The organism is Patescibacteria group bacterium (assembly GCA_024238995.1).
Taxonomy (GTDB): domain Bacteria; phylum Patescibacteriota; class Minisyncoccia; order Minisyncoccales; family JANBVM01; genus JANBVL01.
In genome coordinates, this window is record JANBVL010000012.1 from 1 (window position 1) to 17,721 (window position 17,721).

Below are 17,721 nucleotides of genomic sequence, written 5' to 3' on the forward strand. Positions count from 1 at the left end.
AATACAAACAAGTGCCCCTATCAGGATTCGAACCTGAAACCAATTGCTTAAGAGGCAACTGCTCTGCCGATTGAGCTATAGGGGCTTTTTGAGAAAATTTAGTCGCATTGAATCTCCCACCAACCTTCTTCTAATCCAGCCCATTTCGCAACGCCAATAGTAGATAAGAAACTATTCAAGAATACCCAGGCGACAAAAATAATAACCATTCCTATAATTACTGCTTTAATAATATTCTTAGCATCTTCTACCTTGCCTGGTGATTCAACAGATGAAAAAAACATGAACCCACCCCAAACTAACATTACAGTTGCTATAATAGGAACCAAACGGGTTAAGACAAGTATAAGAATATTATTGACAAGAACAAAAATATCACAAAAAGTGCAATCATCTTGTTCGTTTAAACATATCGTTTTGTCATCAGGATCAAATTCTTCGCAACTACCACAAGGAACTAATCCTGCCTGACTTTGGATAGGGATTATTAAAAATAAGAATAAAAATAACAAGATTATTAAGATTTTTTTGTTCATTAATTCTATTATAATGCCCTAATTGAAAATTATCAATAAATTTCACCTATGCGTTTTTGGAAAACTCATCTCTACGCTTTTTGTACCCCCGGAAGGATTTGAACCCTCATTTCTGGTTCCGAAGACCAGCACTTTATCCATTAAGCTACGGAGGTTAAATGCATTCTTTTTTAAAAATTTCTGAAATACCCTGTTCCCAACCCATTATTCTTCTAAATAGATTAACGTCACCTATATCAATTCTACACACTCCTTTATAATCTGGATTTTTTTTGATTTTATGAAAAGATGGCTTATAAGTGGTTTTCCAAAACCTTCTAACAGGAATATTTGTGATTTTTGACCAGAATTCTTCACAATTTTCATTTCTATAAGTTTCGTGTATATAAATATGAATCTTGAGTTTTTCTTCAGGAACTTTACAAATCTTTCTAAACCAGCTCATCATTATTTTAATTAATCGAGGATCAGAATTGGAAAACTGAACATATTCATGAGCCTTACTTCCTTCTGCCCAATAAAGAGCAACTCCTATTAAAAAAAGAGGGTCTTTAAAAAATAATGATGATTCTTTCCTAGCTTTTTCAGTGATGCTTTTTATTTGCAAAATACGCTTCTTCCTTCTGGTCCAGGCGGATTTCATCCGTGAACTATAAGTGATTGCTTCGATATTTCTTTTAAGTTTCTCTTTTTGGTTTTGCGTCAGTTTAACATTTCTCAACCATCCAGACAAGGTGCTTTTTGAAAGATTGGGAATTATGTTCATTATTTCTCTATAACTCTTGCCTTGAATTCTTAGTTTAATTGCTCTTTTTTTGTCTTTTAACCTCATTTTCATAAGAATACGAACACTTATAGATTTATTTTTTTATTATAACAAGAAGGTTCGGATAAAACAACTTCCTTAAATAAGTTGATGAAATCAGATTTTTAAGAAAAGAAGCTAATTATTTATAATTAGCTTTAATGTTTTTATTTTTAATTGATTACAAGAGAACCTTTTTGATATCTAAAGTGGTCTTTTTCAGTAATGCCCTCCATTCTCAAAATATTTAAGAATGTTTTCCAGAATAATCCATTTTCTTTCGGAAGATGATATAAAAGACACCATTCATAAAATACCGCGTGTATTTTTGCAATAATTGACTCATGAATAACGCGTTCTTCGTCATCGCTTTCTTTTAACATGTCCATGAAATTTATTAATTCAGGTATAGATGATTTAATGAAATTTCTGCGGTTGTGATACTCTCTAGGATTTTCCCTTGCCCCAGCCTCAATAGCCTCATGTCCATTAACTCTTATTCGAAGTAATGGCAGGGACAATAATAGTGCTGATGATGATGGTGATGATGGCAGTGATGGTAGTGATGGTAACGATGGTTTTGTTTTTGTTGTCCGAAAAAAATTAAACACTTTTGTTGTAAATGTACGCAACATAAATAGATTATAATATACTTTTAAGATAATGTCAATGTTTTTGCATCAATTCAATATATTATGGATTAGTAGAACAAATTGAAAAAAGCATGTTTTTGAGTTAAAATCTTTAAATATGGATATTCCGAAACAAGTAAAATTTGTTATTGAAAAACTTGAAAAAAATGGGTTTGAAGCGCATATTGTTGGGGGTTGTGTCAGAGATTTTTTAAGAGATGTTAAACCAAAAGACTGGGACATTGCAACTAATGCCAAGCCCGAACAAATACAGGATATTTTCCCTGACAGTTTTTATAAAAACAAGTTTTTTACTGTAACTGTTAAAGCTAAGAGCAAAGAACCAGAATTAAAAGAAATTGAAATTACTACCTATCGCTTGGAAGCAAAATACACTGATAAACGCCATCCAGATGAAATCAAATTTGCCAAAACTATTGAACAAGATTTAGCACGAAGAGATTTTACTGTTAATGCAATTGCTCTAAGAATTAAAAGTTCAAAAAATGAAATCATAGACCCGTTTAATGGAAAAAAAGATTTAAAAAACAAAATCATTAAAGCTGTTGGAGAACCGGAGCAAAGATTTTCAGAAGACGCTTTAAGAATGATGAGAGCAGTCAGATTTTCTACTACATTAGGTCAAGGCTGGAAAATTGAAAAAAATACTGCCAAAGCAATTGAAAATAATTCTTCATGGCTTCAGGCAATCTCAAAAGAAAGGATCAAAGATGAACTAATGAAAATCATAATGTCAGAACAAGCTACCGATGGCATTGAACTTTTAAGAGAGTTAAAGCTTTTGAAATACATTATTCCAGAGATAGAAGAGGGTTATAAGGTAGCTCAAAACAAGCACCACACCTTTGATTGTTATGAGCATTATATTCGTTCATTAGATTATGCAGCCAAACAAAACTTTAACAGGCATGTTAGATTGGCTTCTTTGCTTCATGACATTGGCAAACCAAGAGTAAAAGAGGGGAAAGGAAAAGATGCTACTTTTTATAATCATGAAATAGTTGGAGCCAAAATGACGCTTCAAATTTTGAATCGTTTAAAGTTTTCGAAAAAAGACATAGAAAAAATTGCTAAGCTTGTAAGATACCATCTTTTTTACTACACTCCTGAAGAAGTTGGTGAAAGCTCAGTAAGAAGACTGGTAAGACAAGTAGGGCCAGAAAATATGGAAGAATTATTACAAGTAAGAATGGCGGACAGAATTGGTTCTGGTGTTCCAAAAGCCGAACCCTATAAGTTGCGCCATTTAAAGTATATAGTTGAAAAAGTTGCTCAAGATCCTATCTCGGTTAAAATGTTAAAAATTACTGGAAATGATGTAATAAAGCTTTTAAAAATCAAACCAGGTCCAAAGATAGGGCAAATCTTGGATATTTTGCTTGGTTATGTTCTAGAAAATCCTAAAAAAAACAAAAAAGAATTCTTAAAAGAACAAGTTGAAAAATTAAAAAGATTAAATGAAAAAGAATTAAAAAAGCTGGCTGAAAAATCAAGAGAAGAAAGACAAATCATTGAAACGAAAAGAGATAAAATGACGAAAAAGAAATACTGGGTGACATAAACAGGATGTAGTATAACGGCAGTACTCGGGTATCGGGAGCCTGTGGTCTGGGTTCAATTCCCAGCATCCTGAAATATAATTCTATTAGAATTTCCTTTTTGTTAAATTAAATATTATGCATTCTCATACTCATCGTGAACAAAACATTAAAACCGCTATATTTCTAAATGTTCTGTTTACCATTATTGAAATTATAGGGGGCTTATGGACAAATAGTTTAGCTATTTTATCTGATGCTCTGCATGACTTGGGTGACAGCGTAGCCCTTGGTGCTTCATGGTTTGCAGAACGTAAATCCAGACGCCCTCCAGACAAGAAACGGACCTTTGGGTATCAAAGATTTTCCCTGTTTTCTGCTTTATTTACAGCAACAGTATTAGTCAGTGGATCTCTTTTTATTATTTCTAAGACAATACCCAGGCTCTTTAATCCTCAGCCCGTTAATGCGCCTGGAATGATTGGGCTTGCAATAATCGGCATTCTGTTTAATGGCGCTGGATTTTTAAAGTTAAAAGGCGGAATGAGCATGAATGAAAAAGTTCTCTCATGGCATCTGTTAGAAGATGTATTTGGCTGGGTTGTTATTTTAGTCGGCAGTATTGCTATTCAATTATGGGGCAATTATCTTATTGATCCAATTATGACATTGGGATTTACTGCTTTCACTCTTTGGGGTGTGACAAAAAACCTTAAAGAAACATTTAATATATTTTTACAAGGAGTACCTCAAAATATTGATATTGAAGCAATTAAAAAAGAGCTTACTGCTATAAAAGAAGTTGAAGGAATTCATGATGTACATATTTGGTCCCTGGAAGGTGAAACTAATATTTTCACAGGACATATTGTTGTTAAAGATCAACTTCTGAAAGATTCTTGTCAAATCAGGAAGAAAATTAAAGAATTATTAAAAAAACACCATATTAATCATTCAACTCTTGAAATTGAAACTCAGGAATCCTGTTCGGGAATTGAATGCGAACAGACCTTATAATAAGCGAGTCGATAAATACTCCGCACTATAGGGGCCTATGGCTCAATGGTAAAGCGCTACATTCGCATTGTAGAAATATGAGTTCGATTCTCATTAGGTCCACAAATTTAATTTTGAGCTGACTTAAAAGTCAAATACACTCTCTGAACAGCAGAAAGATTTGAAAAAATTGCTAAAATCACTATTGGATAAATTACTAAGGCTAAATTAAAAATGCCTAAAAAGATTGCGAAGCTTATTAAAACCATTCTTTCTGTTCTGCCAAAAAAACCCGCCTTCATTTCTTCATAAATTAATTCTTTTTCTTTGGCAGCTGCTTTTGAATATGTCGTCATAATACTTCCTGCCAAGCTTAAAAAAATCCAGACGTATGAAGGAAAAGCAATTTTTTGAAGAGGTAATAATAAAAATCCTAGTAAAATAATAATTTCCACATATCTATCAATAATAGTATCTAAATATGCGCCTTTTTTTGATACTTCTCCTCTTTTTCTTGCTACAGCGCCATCAATTAAATCTAAAATTCCAGCACTTATGAAAAAAATAAAGGCAAAAAGAAAATTAAACTTGATTAAAAAATAAAAAGACAAAAGGGCAAACAATAAAGATGTTAAAGTAAATTGATTTGGAGTTAAACCAATTTTGGAAAATACATTGCCAAGAAAATCTTCAAGAAATTTAAACTTGTTCCTTATTTCACCTAGCATAAATCATTTAAATAGTTTTGATGTTCTTATTAATCCCCTTTTAGTGCGTTCTGTTATCTTCTCAAAAAAACTAAATTCTTTTCCTTTAGCTTTACAGTTTTTGTTTTTTATTGCTTCCAAAATTTGCTCAATTGATAAATCCTGGCCTGGAATTTCTAAATAAGCCCTGCCAATAAATTTTGGTTCGTGGGCATCAGAACCAGCACTAAAAGCTAAATTATATTTCCGAACTGTTTCTTCGGCCTTCTTGTTGCCAAAGAAAACAGACGCATTTAACACTTCAACTGCATCAATTTTACCAACAAAATCCTTTATATCTTTTTTAAAACTATGCCAATCACCAAATGGATGAGCAATTATTGCAAAACCATTTTGCTCTTTAATCTTTTCAATGGTTTGCTCTGCTGATAAGTTTTTTTCAATATTCTCTTTAACGTTTAAAGCTATTATGTCTCCATCTTTGCTTTTGATTTCAATTGCAGGGATTATTAAAATTGGCTTGGCTTTAGCATATTCTATTGCTTCAAAAGCTCCTTTAATTTCATTATGATCAGTAATAGCTATACAATCTATTCCTTTTTTAATTGCAGTATCAATTATAGCTTTAATTGAAGCATTGCTGTCATAAGAGTAGTGGCTGTGAACATGTAAATCACATTTCATTTGACTATCTTAACACAATCAAGCAGTCTTTCAATTGTTTGTTATAATGTAATTATACTATGTATAAACTTATTTTATCATCTCTTTACTTTTTTTTACCTGCATATTTTACAAATATGGCTCCGCCTTTGGCAAAAAGATTTGGAATTTTTGATTTTTTAGATAAACCAATTGATTTTGATAAAACCTTTAACAATAAACGCATATTAGGGGCTCACAAAACATGGCGAGGGGCAGTGGCAGGAATAAGTATTGGCATTTTAATGTCCTGCGTTCAAGCCTGGCTCTATCAGTACCCTTTTACGAAACAAATTTCTTTAATTAATTATCAAAACATAAATGTCTTGTTTTTTGGTTTTTTAATGTCTTTTGGCACTGTTTTAGGTGATTTGTTCTTTGCATTTATTAAAAGAAGATTAAATTTGAAGCCAGGAACAAAATTCATTCCTTTTGATCAAATAAATTATGTCATAGGAGTATATGTTATTTTTTCCTTGACTGACGCTTTTAAAATTGATAACTTGGTCTGGATAGTAATTTTAATTTCTACCTTTTTTCTTCATATCATAGTTAATAGGCTTGGCTATTTGTTAGGACTCCACAAGGCAAAATGGTAGAATAGAGGTTAGTCTTTATCGTAGATAATAATTATTTTAAATAATATGGCTCAAGAAGTATTAACGCTAGTTTGGCAGAATATTGTTGAGATTTTTCCTGCTATTTTAGGAGGAACTTTGCTTTTAATTTTGGGTTTTGTGATTGCTAGCTCTTTAAAAAGTCTGGCTATTGCTTTTTTAAAGAAGATAAGGCTGAATCAAGTTTTAAAAAGATTGGAATTAGAAGACATTCTGTCAAAAATAGGCATTCATTTTAATGCAGCTAATTTTTTTGGAGAGATAGTAAAATGGTTTTTCATTTTTGTCTTTTTAATGGCTTCTTCAGAAATAATAGGATTAACTCGATTCAGTCAGTTTTTAGAAAAAGTAATTGCTTATTTTCCTAATATATTTATCGCTTTTCTAATGTTTGTTGTCGCAGCATTTATTGCTGATTTTTCCCAGAAAATTGTTATAGGAACATTGGAAAAAGAAAGAATAACTTATTCCAAGTTTTTAGGCAAATTAATACATTGGGCAATTTGGTTTTTTGCATTATTGGCTATCCTATATCAACTTCAAATCACTCCTTCTTTAATCCTGGTTATTTTTATTGGCATGATGGCTGCTACTTCTATTGCTATTGGTATTGCTTTTGGGTTAGGAGGGAAAGATTTAGCTGCTAGGATTCTTAAAGAACTGGAAGATAAATTTAAGTAAAAAAATACATGTATATAAAAGGAGTGGGAATGACAAAATTTGACTATTGTCAAAAACCCTGGTGGAAACAGGCTTATGAGGCAACTATGGAAGCGCTTGAAGATTCTAAAATGAAAATCTCTCAAATTGATGGGATTGTTTTTACCGGAATGTCCAGTGCTGCTGGAGGAGAACACCAAACCCATAAAGTATCTTTGCTTTCTGATTTATTTAAAACTAATGTGCCGATTATTGAAACACCTTCAGTTTGTTCTGGAGGAGGAGTTTCTGTTTGGACAGCAAGCAGATTGGGGTTAAAAAATGTCTTGGCTTTAAGTGGCGATAAAATAGTTTACAATATCAGTGAAATAACAACTGATAATATAATGTCAGCAGCTGAAAGAATAATCGAACAATCAGAGGGCATGCTTTTTCCTGTTCAAAATGCCTTGGTTTGGCAGCAATATATGAACAAATATGATGCTAATATGGATGATCTGAATTTAATTGCTTTTAAAAATCACGAGAACGCAGTTCTCAATCCAAAAGCATATTTTTATAACCGGCCTGTTAGTTTAGAGAAAATAAAAAACTCGCCAGTAGTTGCTTCGCCGCTGAGACTTTTTGACTGTTCGTTATCAATTAATGGAGGAGGTGCTGTAATTATTTCTTCTGAAAAAACTGACATTGAAATAATTGGTTCTGGTTTTGCCACTGATTACTTGCTAACCTTTGGAAGAGATGAGATAACTCACTTTAAAGCAACACGACTTGCAGCTAAACAGGCATTTGAAGAGGCAAAATTGAAACCATCTGATATTAATGTAGCTGAAATTCATGATGCATTTACTTCTGTAGAATTATTTTCTTACGAAGATTTGGGTTTTGCAGAAATTGGAAAAGGAAAAGAATTAATAAAATCAGGCAAAGTGAATTTAGACGGTGAAATGCCAATTAATCCATCAGGAGGATTAAAAGCAAAAGGCCATCCCATATCAGTTACAGGGCTGGCCCAAATATATGAAATTGTTAATCAGTTAAGGGGTAAATGTGGCAAAAGGCAAGTAAAACCTGCTCCTAAAATCGGCTTATGCCATAACATAGGCGGAACAGGAGGAAGCGTAACAGTTCATATTTTGAAAAAGACTACTTAGTGTCAAACTTTTTTAAAAGCTCTTTTAATTCTTTTTTAATTTTACTTGAAGATTCAATAAGGCAGACTCCTTTTTTTGGAAGACCATAAATAATAGCAATTCCTTTTGAAGAAAGTAAAACCGCAGGAATAACTAATAAATCTTCTTCACCTTTAACAAAGATATTTTTTTCCTGCCTGATTGCCTGATCAATTATTTTCCAAGCCTGTTTATTAATTGTTCCAGCAGGATTAACAAGTTTTAAAGAATAGGGCAAATTATTTTCAACAACCTTTCTTTGTATCTTGTTGTCAAAAATCTTAACATCAGAAGGTAAAGATAATGAACAATAATCGCCCACTGTAATTATTTTTTTAAATCCTTTTTGTTTGATAATCTTTTGACACTTTTTAAAAACCGTATGATTCTCTCCCAAAACAGGAATGCCCCAAACCCTCTTTAAAACTGGTCTCAATTTTTTTGGCAAATAATAAGTTTTTGTAATTTTTTCTAAATTCATATAATTTATAATTATACATTATTCATCATTATCTAACATACTATGGCTTTTTATCAATGCTCGAAATGTAAAAATAAATGGCAATACAATATCAGCAAATGTCCTGATTGTTTTTTAAGCATTGAAAGAATTAAAAACGGAAAAGTTAAAGTTATTGGCACAAGCAAAGTCAGCATTCCCACAATACTGCATCCCAAAGTGCCTTACTTTGTTTTGATTTTAGAAGATGAAAAAGGAAATCGTTGGGTTCAAAAATCTGCTAAAGAATATAATATTAATGATGAATTTGCTTTAGTCCCCTTGAAAAACAAACAAGCTGTTTCTATTTGGAAAACGAAATATGATATTTTTGAAGCAATAGAAAAAACCATTCAACTGCTTGGTGGATTAGAAATTAATAAAAATTCAAAAATACTAATTTTGCCAACTTTAACTGCTGCTAAACACCCTTACTTCAGGGAAAACACAAGTCCTGATTTTTTAGAAAACTTACTTGAATTTTTGAAACAAGCTGGCGCTGATTTTAAAAACATTAAAATAGCTGCTCAGGGCTTTGATAACCTACCAGTTGAAACTTTAATTCAAAAATCACAATTATTAAATGTAGCTTTAAAATATAAAATAACTCCCTTGGATTTAAGCAAAGAAAAATTCATTAAAAAAGAGGCTGGCAGACTTTCCTTTGAAATATCAAACCAAGCTTTTGAAAATGATCTTATAATTAATGCTCCTATTTTAAAATTAGATCCAGAATTAAAAATTATGGGAGCAACAAATAATCTTTTAACACTTTTAAGTAAAGATTCTTATCTCTTTTTAAAAGAAGGAAGCCATCAAGAAATACTTAAAAAAATAAATGAAATTGTAAGCTGCTTTAATCTGGCCGAAGGAATTGCTGTAAAAAGAGCTGACAAAATCATAACTTATTTGGGCTTAATTTTTGCAAGTTTTGACTCCTTGAATCTAGATAGGATATTTGCTGAAACCGCGATGATTAAAGATTTGCCAGAATATTTAAAAGATATTAAAATTGAAAATATTCTGGTGGCGGGAAGGCAAACAGATGAATTAAAATATCAAATACAAACAACCTATTAAACTTTTATTATGAAAGGGAAAACAGCTTTAATAACAGGTTCTTCTCAAGGAATAGGAAAAACTATTGCCATGAAGCTTGCTTCATTAGGTGTTGATATTGCATTAAATGATATTCCCCAGCAAGAAGAAGTTCTAAAAAAAACAAAACAAGAGCTTGAAGCTAAGGGAATAAAAGTTCAATATTTTTTAGCTGATGTTTCAGATCTAGAACAAGCCCAGAAAATGGCTCAAGACATTAAAAAAGAATTTGGCAAGCTTGATATTTTAGTAAATAATGCGGGCATAACAAAAGACAGAACACTGCTGAAAATGAACAAAGATGAATGGGAAAGAGTGATTAATGTTAACTTAACAGGAGTTTTTAATGTCACAAATTCTTGTCTTCCTTTAATTATTGAAGCAAAAGGTAGAATAATTAATATTTCTTCGGTAGTAGGACAGCGCGGAAACTTTGGCCAAACAAATTATTCCGCAGCTAAGGCAGGCATAATTGGCTTTACAAAGTCTTTAAGTAAAGAGGTTGGAAAGTACGGGGTTCTAGTCAATGCTGTTGCGCCTGGATTTATTGAAACAAAATTAACAAATAACATACCATTTCAATTAAAATTAATGATTAAAAAGCTAACGTCTTTGGGAAGATTTGGAAAGCCCGAGGAAGTGGCAGATTTGGTTGCATTTTTATCCTCTGACAAGGCTGGCTTTATAACCGGAGCTGTCATAAACATTGATGGAGGATTATCAATTTAATGATGAATAAAAACCAAATTAAAAAAATAATACCTTATGACGAGCCTTTTTTATGGGTTGATGAGATAGAAAGTATTTCAACACACAATATTGTTGGTTATAAAAACACGTCAAAAGATGATCCTCATTTTAAAGGTCATTTTGTTGGCTATCCAGTGATGCCTGGAGTTTTGGTTATTGAAGGCATTGCTCAAACAGGAACAATTCTTTTAAGACAAAAATTAGGCTCTGCTCATAAAAATAAGCACTTACTAGCCTATCAGGTTAGAAGCGCTTTTTTTTATGAACCAATTTTCCCTGAAGACAGAATTAAATACGAAGTTAAACTTATCGGATTTTATGGCAATCAAATTGCCAATATGAAAGGAGAGGCTTTTGTAAAGGGTAGAAAGAAATGCGAAGTAAGATTTAGTATTGCCATTGTAGATAAAAACGAGTTTCAAAAAAAATTTGAAGAAAGAAAAAATAAACCCCAATCCTATACTACATTGCCACCTTTAAAAATTGGCAATATTTCTGCTAAAATCCCTATTATCCAAGGAGGTATGGCAGTTAGAGTGTCTTTGCATAATTTGGCTGGAAATGTAGCGAAACAAGGAGCAATAGGCATTATTGCTGTTTCGGGAATGACGGATATGAATGAAGTTAAATCAGAAATTAGAAAAGCTAGAAAAATTGCTGGACCCAAAGGAATAATTGGAATAAACATTATGGGAGTAATACACCGCTTCATTGAATTAGTAAAAACATCTATGGAAGAAGGAATTGATTTAGTAATTCAAGGAGCAGGATTCAGAGAAGATATTTTTGAAATGGGAAGAGAATATAATGTTCCAATAGTTTCAATGGCTTCATCTGTTAAAGTTGCTAAAAAAGGTGAAAAAATGGGAGCATCAGCAATAGTTATTGAAGGAAAAGATGCAGGAGGACATCTTGGATTTCCAAAAGGCCATGAATTTAAAAAGACAATTGATATCGTTAAGGAAACAGTAAAAGAAGTAAAAGTACCAATAATTGCTGCTGGCGGTGTATTTGATGGAAAAGATATTGTGGAAATGTTAAGAGCAGGTGCCAAAGGAGTTCAGATAGCAACAAGATTTGTTACAACAAAAGAATGCGATGTTCATCAAAACTTTAAAGATGTCCACTTAAAAGCTAAAAAAGAAGATGTTGTAATAATTAAATCTCCTGTTGGATTACCTGGCAGAGCAATTAAAAATTCTTTTGTTAAAAAAGTTCTAGAAGGCAAGGCGCCAAAAGTAGACCTCTCAAAATGTAAAGCATGTATGGGAAATATCTGCGATAAAAGCTATTGTATTTTAGAAGCCTTGGAAAATGCCAGACTGGGTAATACAGAAGAAGGTTTGGTATTTGCTGGTTCAAATGTTTGGAGAATTAATAAAATGACAACTGTAAAAAAGTTAATTCAAGAATTAACAACAGAAGCAAACGCTATTTTAAAAAAACAACCTTTAATTATTTAATTTTAAATCATGCTTGGTAAAAAATTAACAAAACTTTTGAATATTAAATATCCTATTATCCAGGGAGCAATGGCTGGAATTTCAGATTCACAGCTTGTTTCGGCAGTTTCTAATGCCGGAGGACTGGGAATAATTGGTGCTGGATTTTTATCTGCTAAGTGGTTAGAAGATGAAATAAATAAAACTAAAAAATTAACTGATAAACCATTTGCAGTGAATTTAATGCTTCAAAATTCTAACATTCCTGATTTAATTAAAGTAGTAATTAAAAAAAAGGTTCCTATTGTTTCAACTGGAGGAGGCAATCCCCTTCCTTTGTTTCCTCATTTAAAAAAAGCTGGTATTAAAATCATTACTGTTGTTGCTGTTACAAGATTGGCTAAAAAAATGGAGGAAAATGGCGCTGATGTTATTGTGGCTGAGGGAATGGAATCAGGAGGTCATATCGGAAAAAAAACAACATTAACCTTGGTGCCTCAAGTGAAAAAAGCGCTTAAAAATACTCCCCTAGTTGCAGCTGGTGGTATTTATGATGGAAAAACAACAGCAGCAATGTTTGTTTTAGGTGCTGATGGGGTTCAAATGGGCACTAGGTTTTTAGCAGCGAAAGAATGCGATATTAACGAAGATTATAAAACAGCGATCTTAAATGCTACTGATGAGGATATAATTACAGTGGCAGAATTTACCGGTCATCCAGTAAGATTAATAAAAAATGAATTAGCTGAAAGAGTAAAAAAACTAGAAGAGAAAAACCCTTTTCCTGAAGAAGTTAGAGCTGGTGCATATTCATCTTCAAAATTATTAAATGCCGATATTAATCAAGCTCCGCTTCTTTGCGGCCTTTGTGCTGGAGATATTTCAGAAATTAAAACGTGTAAAGAGATTATTGAACATGCTATTGGAACTGCACAAAAAATCCTCAAAGAAGAAGCATAAATTAAATGAACAGATTAGTTTCTTGGATTTGCAAGATTTTTTTTGAACCCATTGTTAAGTTTCTTTTCATTAAAGAGATTAAAGGATGGGAAAATATCCCTAAAAAAAACTTTATCTTAGTTTCAAATCATCAAAGTCATTTAGACTGGATGGTTCAGGGCTATGTTTGCGTTCCAAGAAGATTTCACTTTATCGGCCAAACAGACCAGTACACTGGATTATTCAAAATACTCTTATATATCACATATTTTATTGCCGGGGTAATCGGTATAAATAGAAAAAAAATAGAATCAAAGAGAAAAGCAATGGAACAGGCAATAGAGTTCTTAAAAAAAGGAGATTCTTTAATAATTTATCCTGAGGGTGGAAGGAGTTATGATGGGAAAATAAAAAAGGGTAAACATGGTGTAGCTAGGATATTCCTTAAAACAGGAACACCAATATTGCCAATGGCAGTTAAAGGAACATTTGAACTTCTTCCGCCAAAAAGCAAGCCTAAAATAAGTACAATAAGAAGAATTATTGAGTTCAATATTGGAAAGCCATTGTATTTTGAAAAAGAGTATGAGCAAGCAAAAAAACTCAATGAAGGCTCAGAACAATATAGGTTATTACTTTCAAAAATTACTGATATAATGATGGAAAAGATTGTTTTTTTAAAAGCAGAGTTAGATAAAAACTCATGAAAACAGCTTTAGTATATTTTTGTAAATTCATTTCTTCTCCTTTTTTAGAAAGCTTTTTTATAGAAAAAGTGGAAGGCCGAGAAAATATTCCCAAAAACAACGGTTTTATTCTTGCCCCAAACCATATCAATGGAAAAGACCATTGGTTCATAGCAAGTATTTTAAAAGAGAAATTAAAAGACATGCGTTTTGTCGGAGCATTGGATAGTTTTAAAACCATGCTCTTATCAGGCCTGCTTTATTACTTTTCAAACGCAATCACGATAAATAGAAAGAAGGTTGACAGAAAATACATTTTAGGCAAAATAATAGAGAATTTGAAACAAAAAAAGATCATTGTTCTTTATCCTGAAGGAGACAGCAATGATAGAAAAATCCTTTTAAAAGGGAAAACAGGAATAGCAGACTTGGCTCTTGCAACAGGAGCTCCAGTGGTGCCTGTTGGAATGCAATCAAGCAAAACAAGCTATAAAAGAATCATTAAAATAGGAAAACCATTGTATTATTCAAAACAAGAAATAGAGAATAAACCAGAAAATTATAATCAGGTTTTAAGAAAAATAACTGATCAAATAATGAGAGAAATTTCTCGCTTATCTCAAAAACCATATAATTATGACAATTAAAAAAATACTTATTGCAAACCGCGGTGAAATTGCTTTAAGGATAATTCGAACTTGTCAGGAAATGGGAATTAAAACTGTAGCCTTGTGTCCATTAGAGGGACAGGAGTCTAATTTTATTGAAACAAGGTTGGCTGATGAATATTATTTCCTGGAAAAAGAAGGTTCAGCAGGCTATCTTGACCAGAAAAAAATTATTGAAATTGCAAAAAAGGCAAAAGTTGATGCGATCCATCCTGGCTATGGATTTTTAGCTGAAAACTGGAGATTTGCTAAACTTTGTAAAAAAAAGAAAATCAAGTTTATTGGACCTCATTTTAAAACTCTAAAAAAATTAGAGGATAAAATTGAAGCAAAAAAAATCGCTAAAAAAGCTGGAATTCCAACTTTGCCAGCAAGCAGAGGCTCAATAAAGACTAAAGCAGACTTGGTAAAATGGGTTTTAAAAATAAAACCTCCTTTTGTTTTAAAAGCAAGAAAAGGAGGTGGAGGAATTGGCATTAGAGTTATTGAAGGAAAAATTGATTTTGGTGATATCTTTTCAATCTCAACAGGCATTCAAAGACAAATGTCACAAGCTTTTTCTGACACTGATTTTTTTCTTGAAAAACATTTAACTCAAGCAAAACATATTGAATTTCAAATTTTATCAGACGGAGAAAACGTTGTGCATTTAGGAGAAAGGGAATGCACGATCCAAAGAAGATTTCAAAAGCTTTTAGAAGAAGCTCCCTCTCCATCTTTAGACGAAGAAACAAGGGAAAAAATGGCTAATCTGGCAGTTGGGCTTGCCAAACAACTAAAGTTTCAGGGCGCAGGAACTGTTGAATTTTTAATGGATGAGAATAAAAACTTTTACTTTTTAGAAGTTAATCCAAGAATCCAAGTTGAACACCCTGTAACAGAAGCTATAACTGGCATCGATATTGTAGAACAACAGATTAAAATTGCCCAAGGTCAGAAACTTGAATTTTCTCAAGATGATATTGTATTTAATGGCTGGGCTATTGAGGCAAGGATTAATGCCGAAGACCCAAAAAGAAACTTTAGGCCTAATCCTGGCACTATTTCGAAATATATTCCTCCTGGAGGCCGCGGTGTCTTTTTCCATAGTTTTATCCATTCAGAACAAGAAATTTATCCGCACTTTGATTCTCTTTTAGCAAAACTTATTGTTCATAATAAAACAAGAGATGGTGCAATTAGAAGATTAAAAAATGCATTGGAAGAAATTATTATTGAAGGAGTGCCGACCACTATTCCTTTTTTCAAATTGCTTATAAAAGATAAAGTCTTTTTAAAAGGGGATTTTACCACTAATTTTATTGAGAAAACTAATATTTTGAAGAGATTACTTCCCCAACTACCTTGCAAAGAAATAATTAAAACAAAGCCAATAGAAGAAAAAGAAATTGCTCAACTAATATTCCAGATATATCAAAGCATTAAAAAATCTGAAGAAACATCAAAAGAGCCTTTGGTTTCAAACTGGCTGATGAGCGAAAGATTAAAAATGTTTGAATAGTCAAAACCATGAAATTTAAGTTTAATATAAATGGCAAAAAGTATAATGTCCAAATTTCAAAAGAGAATAGTAAAACCATAAAGATAAAGGTAGAAAACAAAGAATTCAAATTCAGGGAAGAAGAAAAAAAGAGAATAAGAATAGCTAAAGCTTCTTTGCCAAAAAGGAATTTTAAGAAAAAGGAGATTATAGCTCCAATTACTGGAGAGATCACAGAGATTTTTATTAAAAAAGGAGAATTTGTTAAAAAAGAGAAAAAAATTATTCTTTTATCTGCAATGAAAATGGAAAATGAAATAATTTCTGACTTTGAAGGCAAAGTAAAAAATGTTTTAGTTGAAAAAAATCAAAAAGTAAATAAAGGTGATGTTTTAGTAGCATTAGAGTGAAAATTTAACTTTAAATGAAAATCAAAAAATTAGAAAAAGTTTCTTCAACAAACGCTCTCGCAAAAAAAGAAAAGGGCGAGCCTTGGTTGGTTTTATGGGCAAAAGAACAAACTGCTGGTTACGGCAGAAAAAAAGATTATTGGTTCTCTCCTAGTGGCGGTCTTTATTTTTCTGTTATTTTACCGAAAACCAGCATTGAAGATTTACAAACTTTAACTATTTTAGCTGCTTTTGTTATAGCGAAAACAATAAAGAAAAACTTTAATTTAGAATGTTTTATTAAATTGCCCAATGATGTTTATGTTAATGGAAAAAAAATTGCTGGAGTTTTAACTGAAAACGTATTATCAAATAATGTAAGGTTCTCAGTAATGGGAATTGGACTTAACACAAATATTGACCAATTCTCTAAAGATTTGGAAAATACCGCTACATCCCTTAAAATAGAATTAAAGGAAAGCGTGGATAATGAGAAAATTTTAAAACAGATCATTAGTGAATTAAAAGAGCAATTAAAAATTATTAGCCAGTAATTTATGTTTTTAAAAAAACAAGTTAAAAAATTGAATAAGAGATTAGAAGAATTGGAAAATAAAGAATTAATTGAAAAACAACACCAAAAAGGAAAACTAACTGCCAGAGAAAGAATTAGTTTGCTTTTAGATACAGACAGTTTTCTGGAGCTGGATCCTTTTGTTGAGAGTCGTTTTGACAAATTAGATATGAACAAAAAAAAGTTTCCAGGCGATTCAGTAATAACAGGGTTTGGAACAATAAACAAGCGTCAAGTATATGTTTTTAGCCAGGATTTTTCTAAAATTGGAGGCTCTTTAGGAGAAATGCATGCTAAAAAAATAGTTAAAATAATTGATTTAGCAAAAAAAACCGGCAGTCCTGTTATTGGAATAATTGATTCTGGCGGAGCAAGGATTCAAGAAGGAATATCAAGCTTAGATGGTTATGCATCTATTTTTAGATCAATGGTTCAAGCTTCAGGAGTAATTCCCCAAATTTCTGTCATCGTTGGCCCTTCTGCTGGAGGCGCCTCATACGCACCAGGACTTTCTGATTTTGTTTTTATGACTCAAGGAATTTCTCAAATGTATATAACAGGGCCTCAAGTTATTAAAAAAGTGACAGGAGAAGAAATTTCTTTTGAAGATTTAGGAGGAGCTGGTATCCATAGTTCTAAAAGTGGTTGCGCTCATTTTGTATACGAAAATGAAAAAGATTGCTTTTCAGCAGTTAAAAAACTTTTAACCTATTTGCCTTCGAATAACTTGGAAAACCCGCCCCAAGAAAGAAGTCTTTTGGCTGACTTTTTTGAAAAAGAAGAAAATATCAAGCTTTTAGATATAGTGCC

General features: G+C 32.0%; 21 protein-coding genes, 4 tRNA genes and 1 pseudogene. 18 read left to right on the forward strand and 8 right to left on the reverse strand.

Annotation, left to right across the window (positions count from 1 at the left end):
- Positions 1-12 precede the first annotated feature (12 nt).
- The 5 genes from KJI70_03435 to KJI70_03455 all read right to left on the reverse strand — a co-directional run bounded on the left by KJI70_03435 (position 13) and on the right by KJI70_03455 (position 1,976).
- A tRNA-Lys gene (locus KJI70_03435) sits at positions 13-85 on the reverse strand.
- A gap of 13 nt (positions 86-98) precedes the next feature.
- Positions 99-536, reverse strand: coding sequence for a pilin (locus KJI70_03440; GenBank protein MCP6718558.1), 438 nt, complete (start codon positions 534-536; stop codon positions 99-101).
- A gap of 83 nt (positions 537-619) precedes the next feature.
- Positions 620-691: transfer RNA gene (locus tag KJI70_03445), tRNA-Arg, on the reverse strand.
- The gene (locus tag KJI70_03450) at positions 691-1,374 is read right to left on the reverse strand and encodes a hypothetical protein (protein MCP6718559.1); all 684 of its coding nucleotides are present in this window, start codon (positions 1,372-1,374) and stop codon (positions 691-693) included. The genes KJI70_03445 and KJI70_03450 overlap by 1 nt, the downstream gene beginning before the upstream one ends.
- Positions 1,375-1,514: 140 nt before the next feature.
- Complete coding sequence (locus KJI70_03455; protein ID MCP6718560.1) at positions 1,515-1,976, reverse strand: hypothetical protein; 462 nt, start codon at positions 1,974-1,976, stop codon at positions 1,515-1,517.
- Between the two features lie 115 nt (positions 1,977-2,091).
- Between KJI70_03455 and KJI70_03460 the strand changes: the two genes are divergently transcribed.
- The 4 genes from KJI70_03460 to KJI70_03475 all read left to right on the forward strand — a co-directional run bounded on the left by KJI70_03460 (position 2,092) and on the right by KJI70_03475 (position 4,651).
- A complete protein-coding gene (locus tag KJI70_03460; protein MCP6718561.1) occupies positions 2,092-3,555 on the forward strand; it encodes an HD domain-containing protein in 1,464 nt (487 codons plus the stop codon).
- A 1-nt stretch (position 3,556) separates the two neighbouring features.
- Positions 3,557-3,627 (forward strand) — tRNA-Pro (locus KJI70_03465).
- A 43-nt stretch (positions 3,628-3,670) separates the two neighbouring features.
- Positions 3,671-4,549 (forward strand): cation diffusion facilitator family transporter, encoded by an 879-nt coding sequence (locus KJI70_03470; GenBank protein ID MCP6718562.1) that lies wholly within the window; start codon positions 3,671-3,673, stop codon positions 4,547-4,549.
- A 31-nt stretch (positions 4,550-4,580) separates the two neighbouring features.
- Positions 4,581-4,651: transfer RNA gene (locus KJI70_03475), tRNA-Ala, on the forward strand.
- Between the two features lie 5 nt (positions 4,652-4,656).
- Here the strand turns inward: KJI70_03475 and KJI70_03480 are convergent.
- Together KJI70_03480 and KJI70_03485 are read right to left on the reverse strand one after the other, a co-directional pair.
- Positions 4,657-5,256 (reverse strand): CDP-alcohol phosphatidyltransferase family protein, encoded by a 600-nt coding sequence (locus KJI70_03480; protein MCP6718563.1) that lies wholly within the window; start codon positions 5,254-5,256, stop codon positions 4,657-4,659.
- Between the two features lie 3 nt (positions 5,257-5,259).
- Positions 5,260-5,919 carry a PHP domain-containing protein gene (locus tag KJI70_03485; protein MCP6718564.1) on the reverse strand — a complete coding sequence of 220 codons (660 nt, stop codon included), beginning with the start codon at positions 5,917-5,919 and terminating at the stop codon, positions 5,260-5,262.
- A gap of 59 nt (positions 5,920-5,978) precedes the next feature.
- Here KJI70_03485 and KJI70_03490 point away from each other — a divergent pair, with 59 nt between their 5' ends.
- Genes KJI70_03490 through KJI70_03500 form a run of 3 tightly spaced genes read left to right on the forward strand, consistent with a single transcriptional unit; the run spans position 5,979 to position 8,368 of the window.
- Positions 5,979-6,536 (forward strand): CDP-archaeol synthase, encoded by a 558-nt coding sequence (locus tag KJI70_03490; GenBank protein MCP6718565.1) that lies wholly within the window; start codon positions 5,979-5,981, stop codon positions 6,534-6,536.
- Between the two features lie 45 nt (positions 6,537-6,581).
- Complete coding sequence (locus KJI70_03495) at positions 6,582-7,235, forward strand: hypothetical protein (protein MCP6718566.1); 654 nt, start codon at positions 6,582-6,584, stop codon at positions 7,233-7,235.
- Between the two features lie 8 nt (positions 7,236-7,243).
- Complete coding sequence (locus tag KJI70_03500; protein ID MCP6718567.1) at positions 7,244-8,368, forward strand: thiolase family protein; 1,125 nt, start codon at positions 7,244-7,246, stop codon at positions 8,366-8,368.
- Here the strand turns inward: KJI70_03500 and KJI70_03505 are convergent.
- Complete coding sequence (locus KJI70_03505; GenBank protein ID MCP6718568.1) at positions 8,361-8,867, reverse strand: DUF359 domain-containing protein; 507 nt, start codon at positions 8,865-8,867, stop codon at positions 8,361-8,363. The genes KJI70_03500 and KJI70_03505 overlap by 8 nt on opposite strands.
- 42 nt (positions 8,868-8,909) lie before the next feature.
- Here KJI70_03505 and KJI70_03510 point away from each other — a divergent pair, with 42 nt between their 5' ends.
- The 11 genes and pseudogenes from KJI70_03510 to KJI70_03560 form a co-directional block, all read left to right on the forward strand.
- Complete coding sequence (locus tag KJI70_03510) at positions 8,910-9,965, forward strand: DUF362 domain-containing protein (GenBank protein ID MCP6718569.1); 1,056 nt, start codon at positions 8,910-8,912, stop codon at positions 9,963-9,965.
- A 6-nt stretch (positions 9,966-9,971) separates the two neighbouring features.
- Entirely contained in the window at positions 9,972-10,712 is a 741-nt protein-coding gene (gene fabG, locus KJI70_03515) for a 3-oxoacyl-[acyl-carrier-protein] reductase (GenBank protein ID MCP6718570.1), read from the forward strand.
- A gap of 2 nt (positions 10,713-10,714) precedes the next feature.
- Positions 10,715-11,050: pseudogene (locus KJI70_03520) on the forward strand (beta-hydroxyacyl-ACP dehydratase).
- A gap of 150 nt (positions 11,051-11,200) precedes the next feature.
- A complete protein-coding gene (locus KJI70_03525) occupies positions 11,201-12,196 on the forward strand; it encodes a nitronate monooxygenase family protein (GenBank protein ID MCP6718571.1) in 996 nt (331 codons plus the stop codon).
- 9 nt (positions 12,197-12,205) lie between these two features.
- A complete protein-coding gene (locus tag KJI70_03530) occupies positions 12,206-13,135 on the forward strand; it encodes a nitronate monooxygenase (GenBank protein MCP6718572.1) in 930 nt (309 codons plus the stop codon).
- 5 nt (positions 13,136-13,140) lie between these two features.
- Positions 13,141-13,821, forward strand: coding sequence for a 1-acyl-sn-glycerol-3-phosphate acyltransferase (locus tag KJI70_03535; GenBank protein ID MCP6718573.1), 681 nt, complete (start codon positions 13,141-13,143; stop codon positions 13,819-13,821).
- Positions 13,818-14,447, forward strand: a complete 630-nt coding sequence (locus tag KJI70_03540) for a 1-acyl-sn-glycerol-3-phosphate acyltransferase (GenBank protein ID MCP6718574.1) — start codon at positions 13,818-13,820, stop codon at positions 14,445-14,447. Before KJI70_03535 ends, KJI70_03540 begins: the two co-directional genes overlap by 4 nt.
- Entirely contained in the window at positions 14,437-15,969 is a 1,533-nt protein-coding gene (locus tag KJI70_03545; protein ID MCP6718575.1) for an ATP-grasp domain-containing protein, read from the forward strand. The genes KJI70_03540 and KJI70_03545 overlap by 11 nt, the downstream gene beginning before the upstream one ends.
- Before the next feature lie 8 nt (positions 15,970-15,977).
- Positions 15,978-16,358 carry a biotin/lipoyl-binding protein gene (locus KJI70_03550; protein ID MCP6718576.1) on the forward strand — a complete coding sequence of 127 codons (381 nt, stop codon included), beginning with the start codon at positions 15,978-15,980 and terminating at the stop codon, positions 16,356-16,358.
- Positions 16,359-16,372: 14 nt separating this feature from the next.
- Complete coding sequence (locus KJI70_03555) at positions 16,373-16,891, forward strand: biotin--[acetyl-CoA-carboxylase] ligase (protein ID MCP6718577.1); 519 nt, start codon at positions 16,373-16,375, stop codon at positions 16,889-16,891.
- 3 nt (positions 16,892-16,894) lie between these two features.
- On the forward strand, positions 16,895-17,721 hold an 827-nt coding region (locus tag KJI70_03560), incomplete at its 3' end, for a methylmalonyl-CoA carboxyltransferase (protein ID MCP6718578.1).

What these genes read in the sequence shown, in the direction of transcription:
- KJI70_03440 (MCP6718558.1), bottom strand. Translation starts at nt 536, where the DNA reads ATGAACAAAAAAATCTTAATAATCTTGTTATTTTTATTCTTATTTTTA.
- KJI70_03450 (MCP6718559.1), bottom strand. Translation starts at nt 1,374, where the DNA reads ATGAAAATGAGGTTAAAAGACAAAAAAAGAGCAATTAAACTAAGAATT.
- KJI70_03455 (MCP6718560.1), bottom strand. Translation starts at nt 1,976, where the DNA reads ATGTTGCGTACATTTACAACAAAAGTGTTTAATTTTTTTCGGACAACA.
- KJI70_03460 (MCP6718561.1), top strand. Translation starts at nt 2,092, where the DNA reads ATGGATATTCCGAAACAAGTAAAATTTGTTATTGAAAAACTTGAAAAA.
- KJI70_03470 (MCP6718562.1), top strand. Translation starts at nt 3,671, where the DNA reads ATGCATTCTCATACTCATCGTGAACAAAACATTAAAACCGCTATATTT.
- KJI70_03480 (MCP6718563.1), bottom strand. Translation starts at nt 5,256, where the DNA reads ATGCTAGGTGAAATAAGGAACAAGTTTAAATTTCTTGAAGATTTTCTT.
- KJI70_03485 (MCP6718564.1), bottom strand. Translation starts at nt 5,919, where the DNA reads ATGAAATGTGATTTACATGTTCACAGCCACTACTCTTATGACAGCAAT.
- KJI70_03490 (MCP6718565.1), top strand. Translation starts at nt 5,979, where the DNA reads ATGTATAAACTTATTTTATCATCTCTTTACTTTTTTTTACCTGCATAT.
- KJI70_03495 (MCP6718566.1), top strand. Translation starts at nt 6,582, where the DNA reads ATGGCTCAAGAAGTATTAACGCTAGTTTGGCAGAATATTGTTGAGATT.
- KJI70_03500 (MCP6718567.1), top strand. Translation starts at nt 7,244, where the DNA reads ATGTATATAAAAGGAGTGGGAATGACAAAATTTGACTATTGTCAAAAA.
- KJI70_03505 (MCP6718568.1), bottom strand. Translation starts at nt 8,867, where the DNA reads ATGAATTTAGAAAAAATTACAAAAACTTATTATTTGCCAAAAAAATTG.
- KJI70_03510 (MCP6718569.1), top strand. Translation starts at nt 8,910, where the DNA reads ATGGCTTTTTATCAATGCTCGAAATGTAAAAATAAATGGCAATACAAT.
- KJI70_03530 (MCP6718572.1), top strand. Translation starts at nt 12,206, where the DNA reads ATGCTTGGTAAAAAATTAACAAAACTTTTGAATATTAAATATCCTATT.
- KJI70_03535 (MCP6718573.1), top strand. Translation starts at nt 13,141, where the DNA reads ATGAACAGATTAGTTTCTTGGATTTGCAAGATTTTTTTTGAACCCATT.
- KJI70_03540 (MCP6718574.1), top strand. Translation starts at nt 13,818, where the DNA reads ATGAAAACAGCTTTAGTATATTTTTGTAAATTCATTTCTTCTCCTTTT.
- KJI70_03545 (MCP6718575.1), top strand. Translation starts at nt 14,437, where the DNA reads ATGACAATTAAAAAAATACTTATTGCAAACCGCGGTGAAATTGCTTTA.
- KJI70_03550 (MCP6718576.1), top strand. Translation starts at nt 15,978, where the DNA reads ATGAAATTTAAGTTTAATATAAATGGCAAAAAGTATAATGTCCAAATT.
- KJI70_03555 (MCP6718577.1), top strand. Translation starts at nt 16,373, where the DNA reads ATGAAAATCAAAAAATTAGAAAAAGTTTCTTCAACAAACGCTCTCGCA.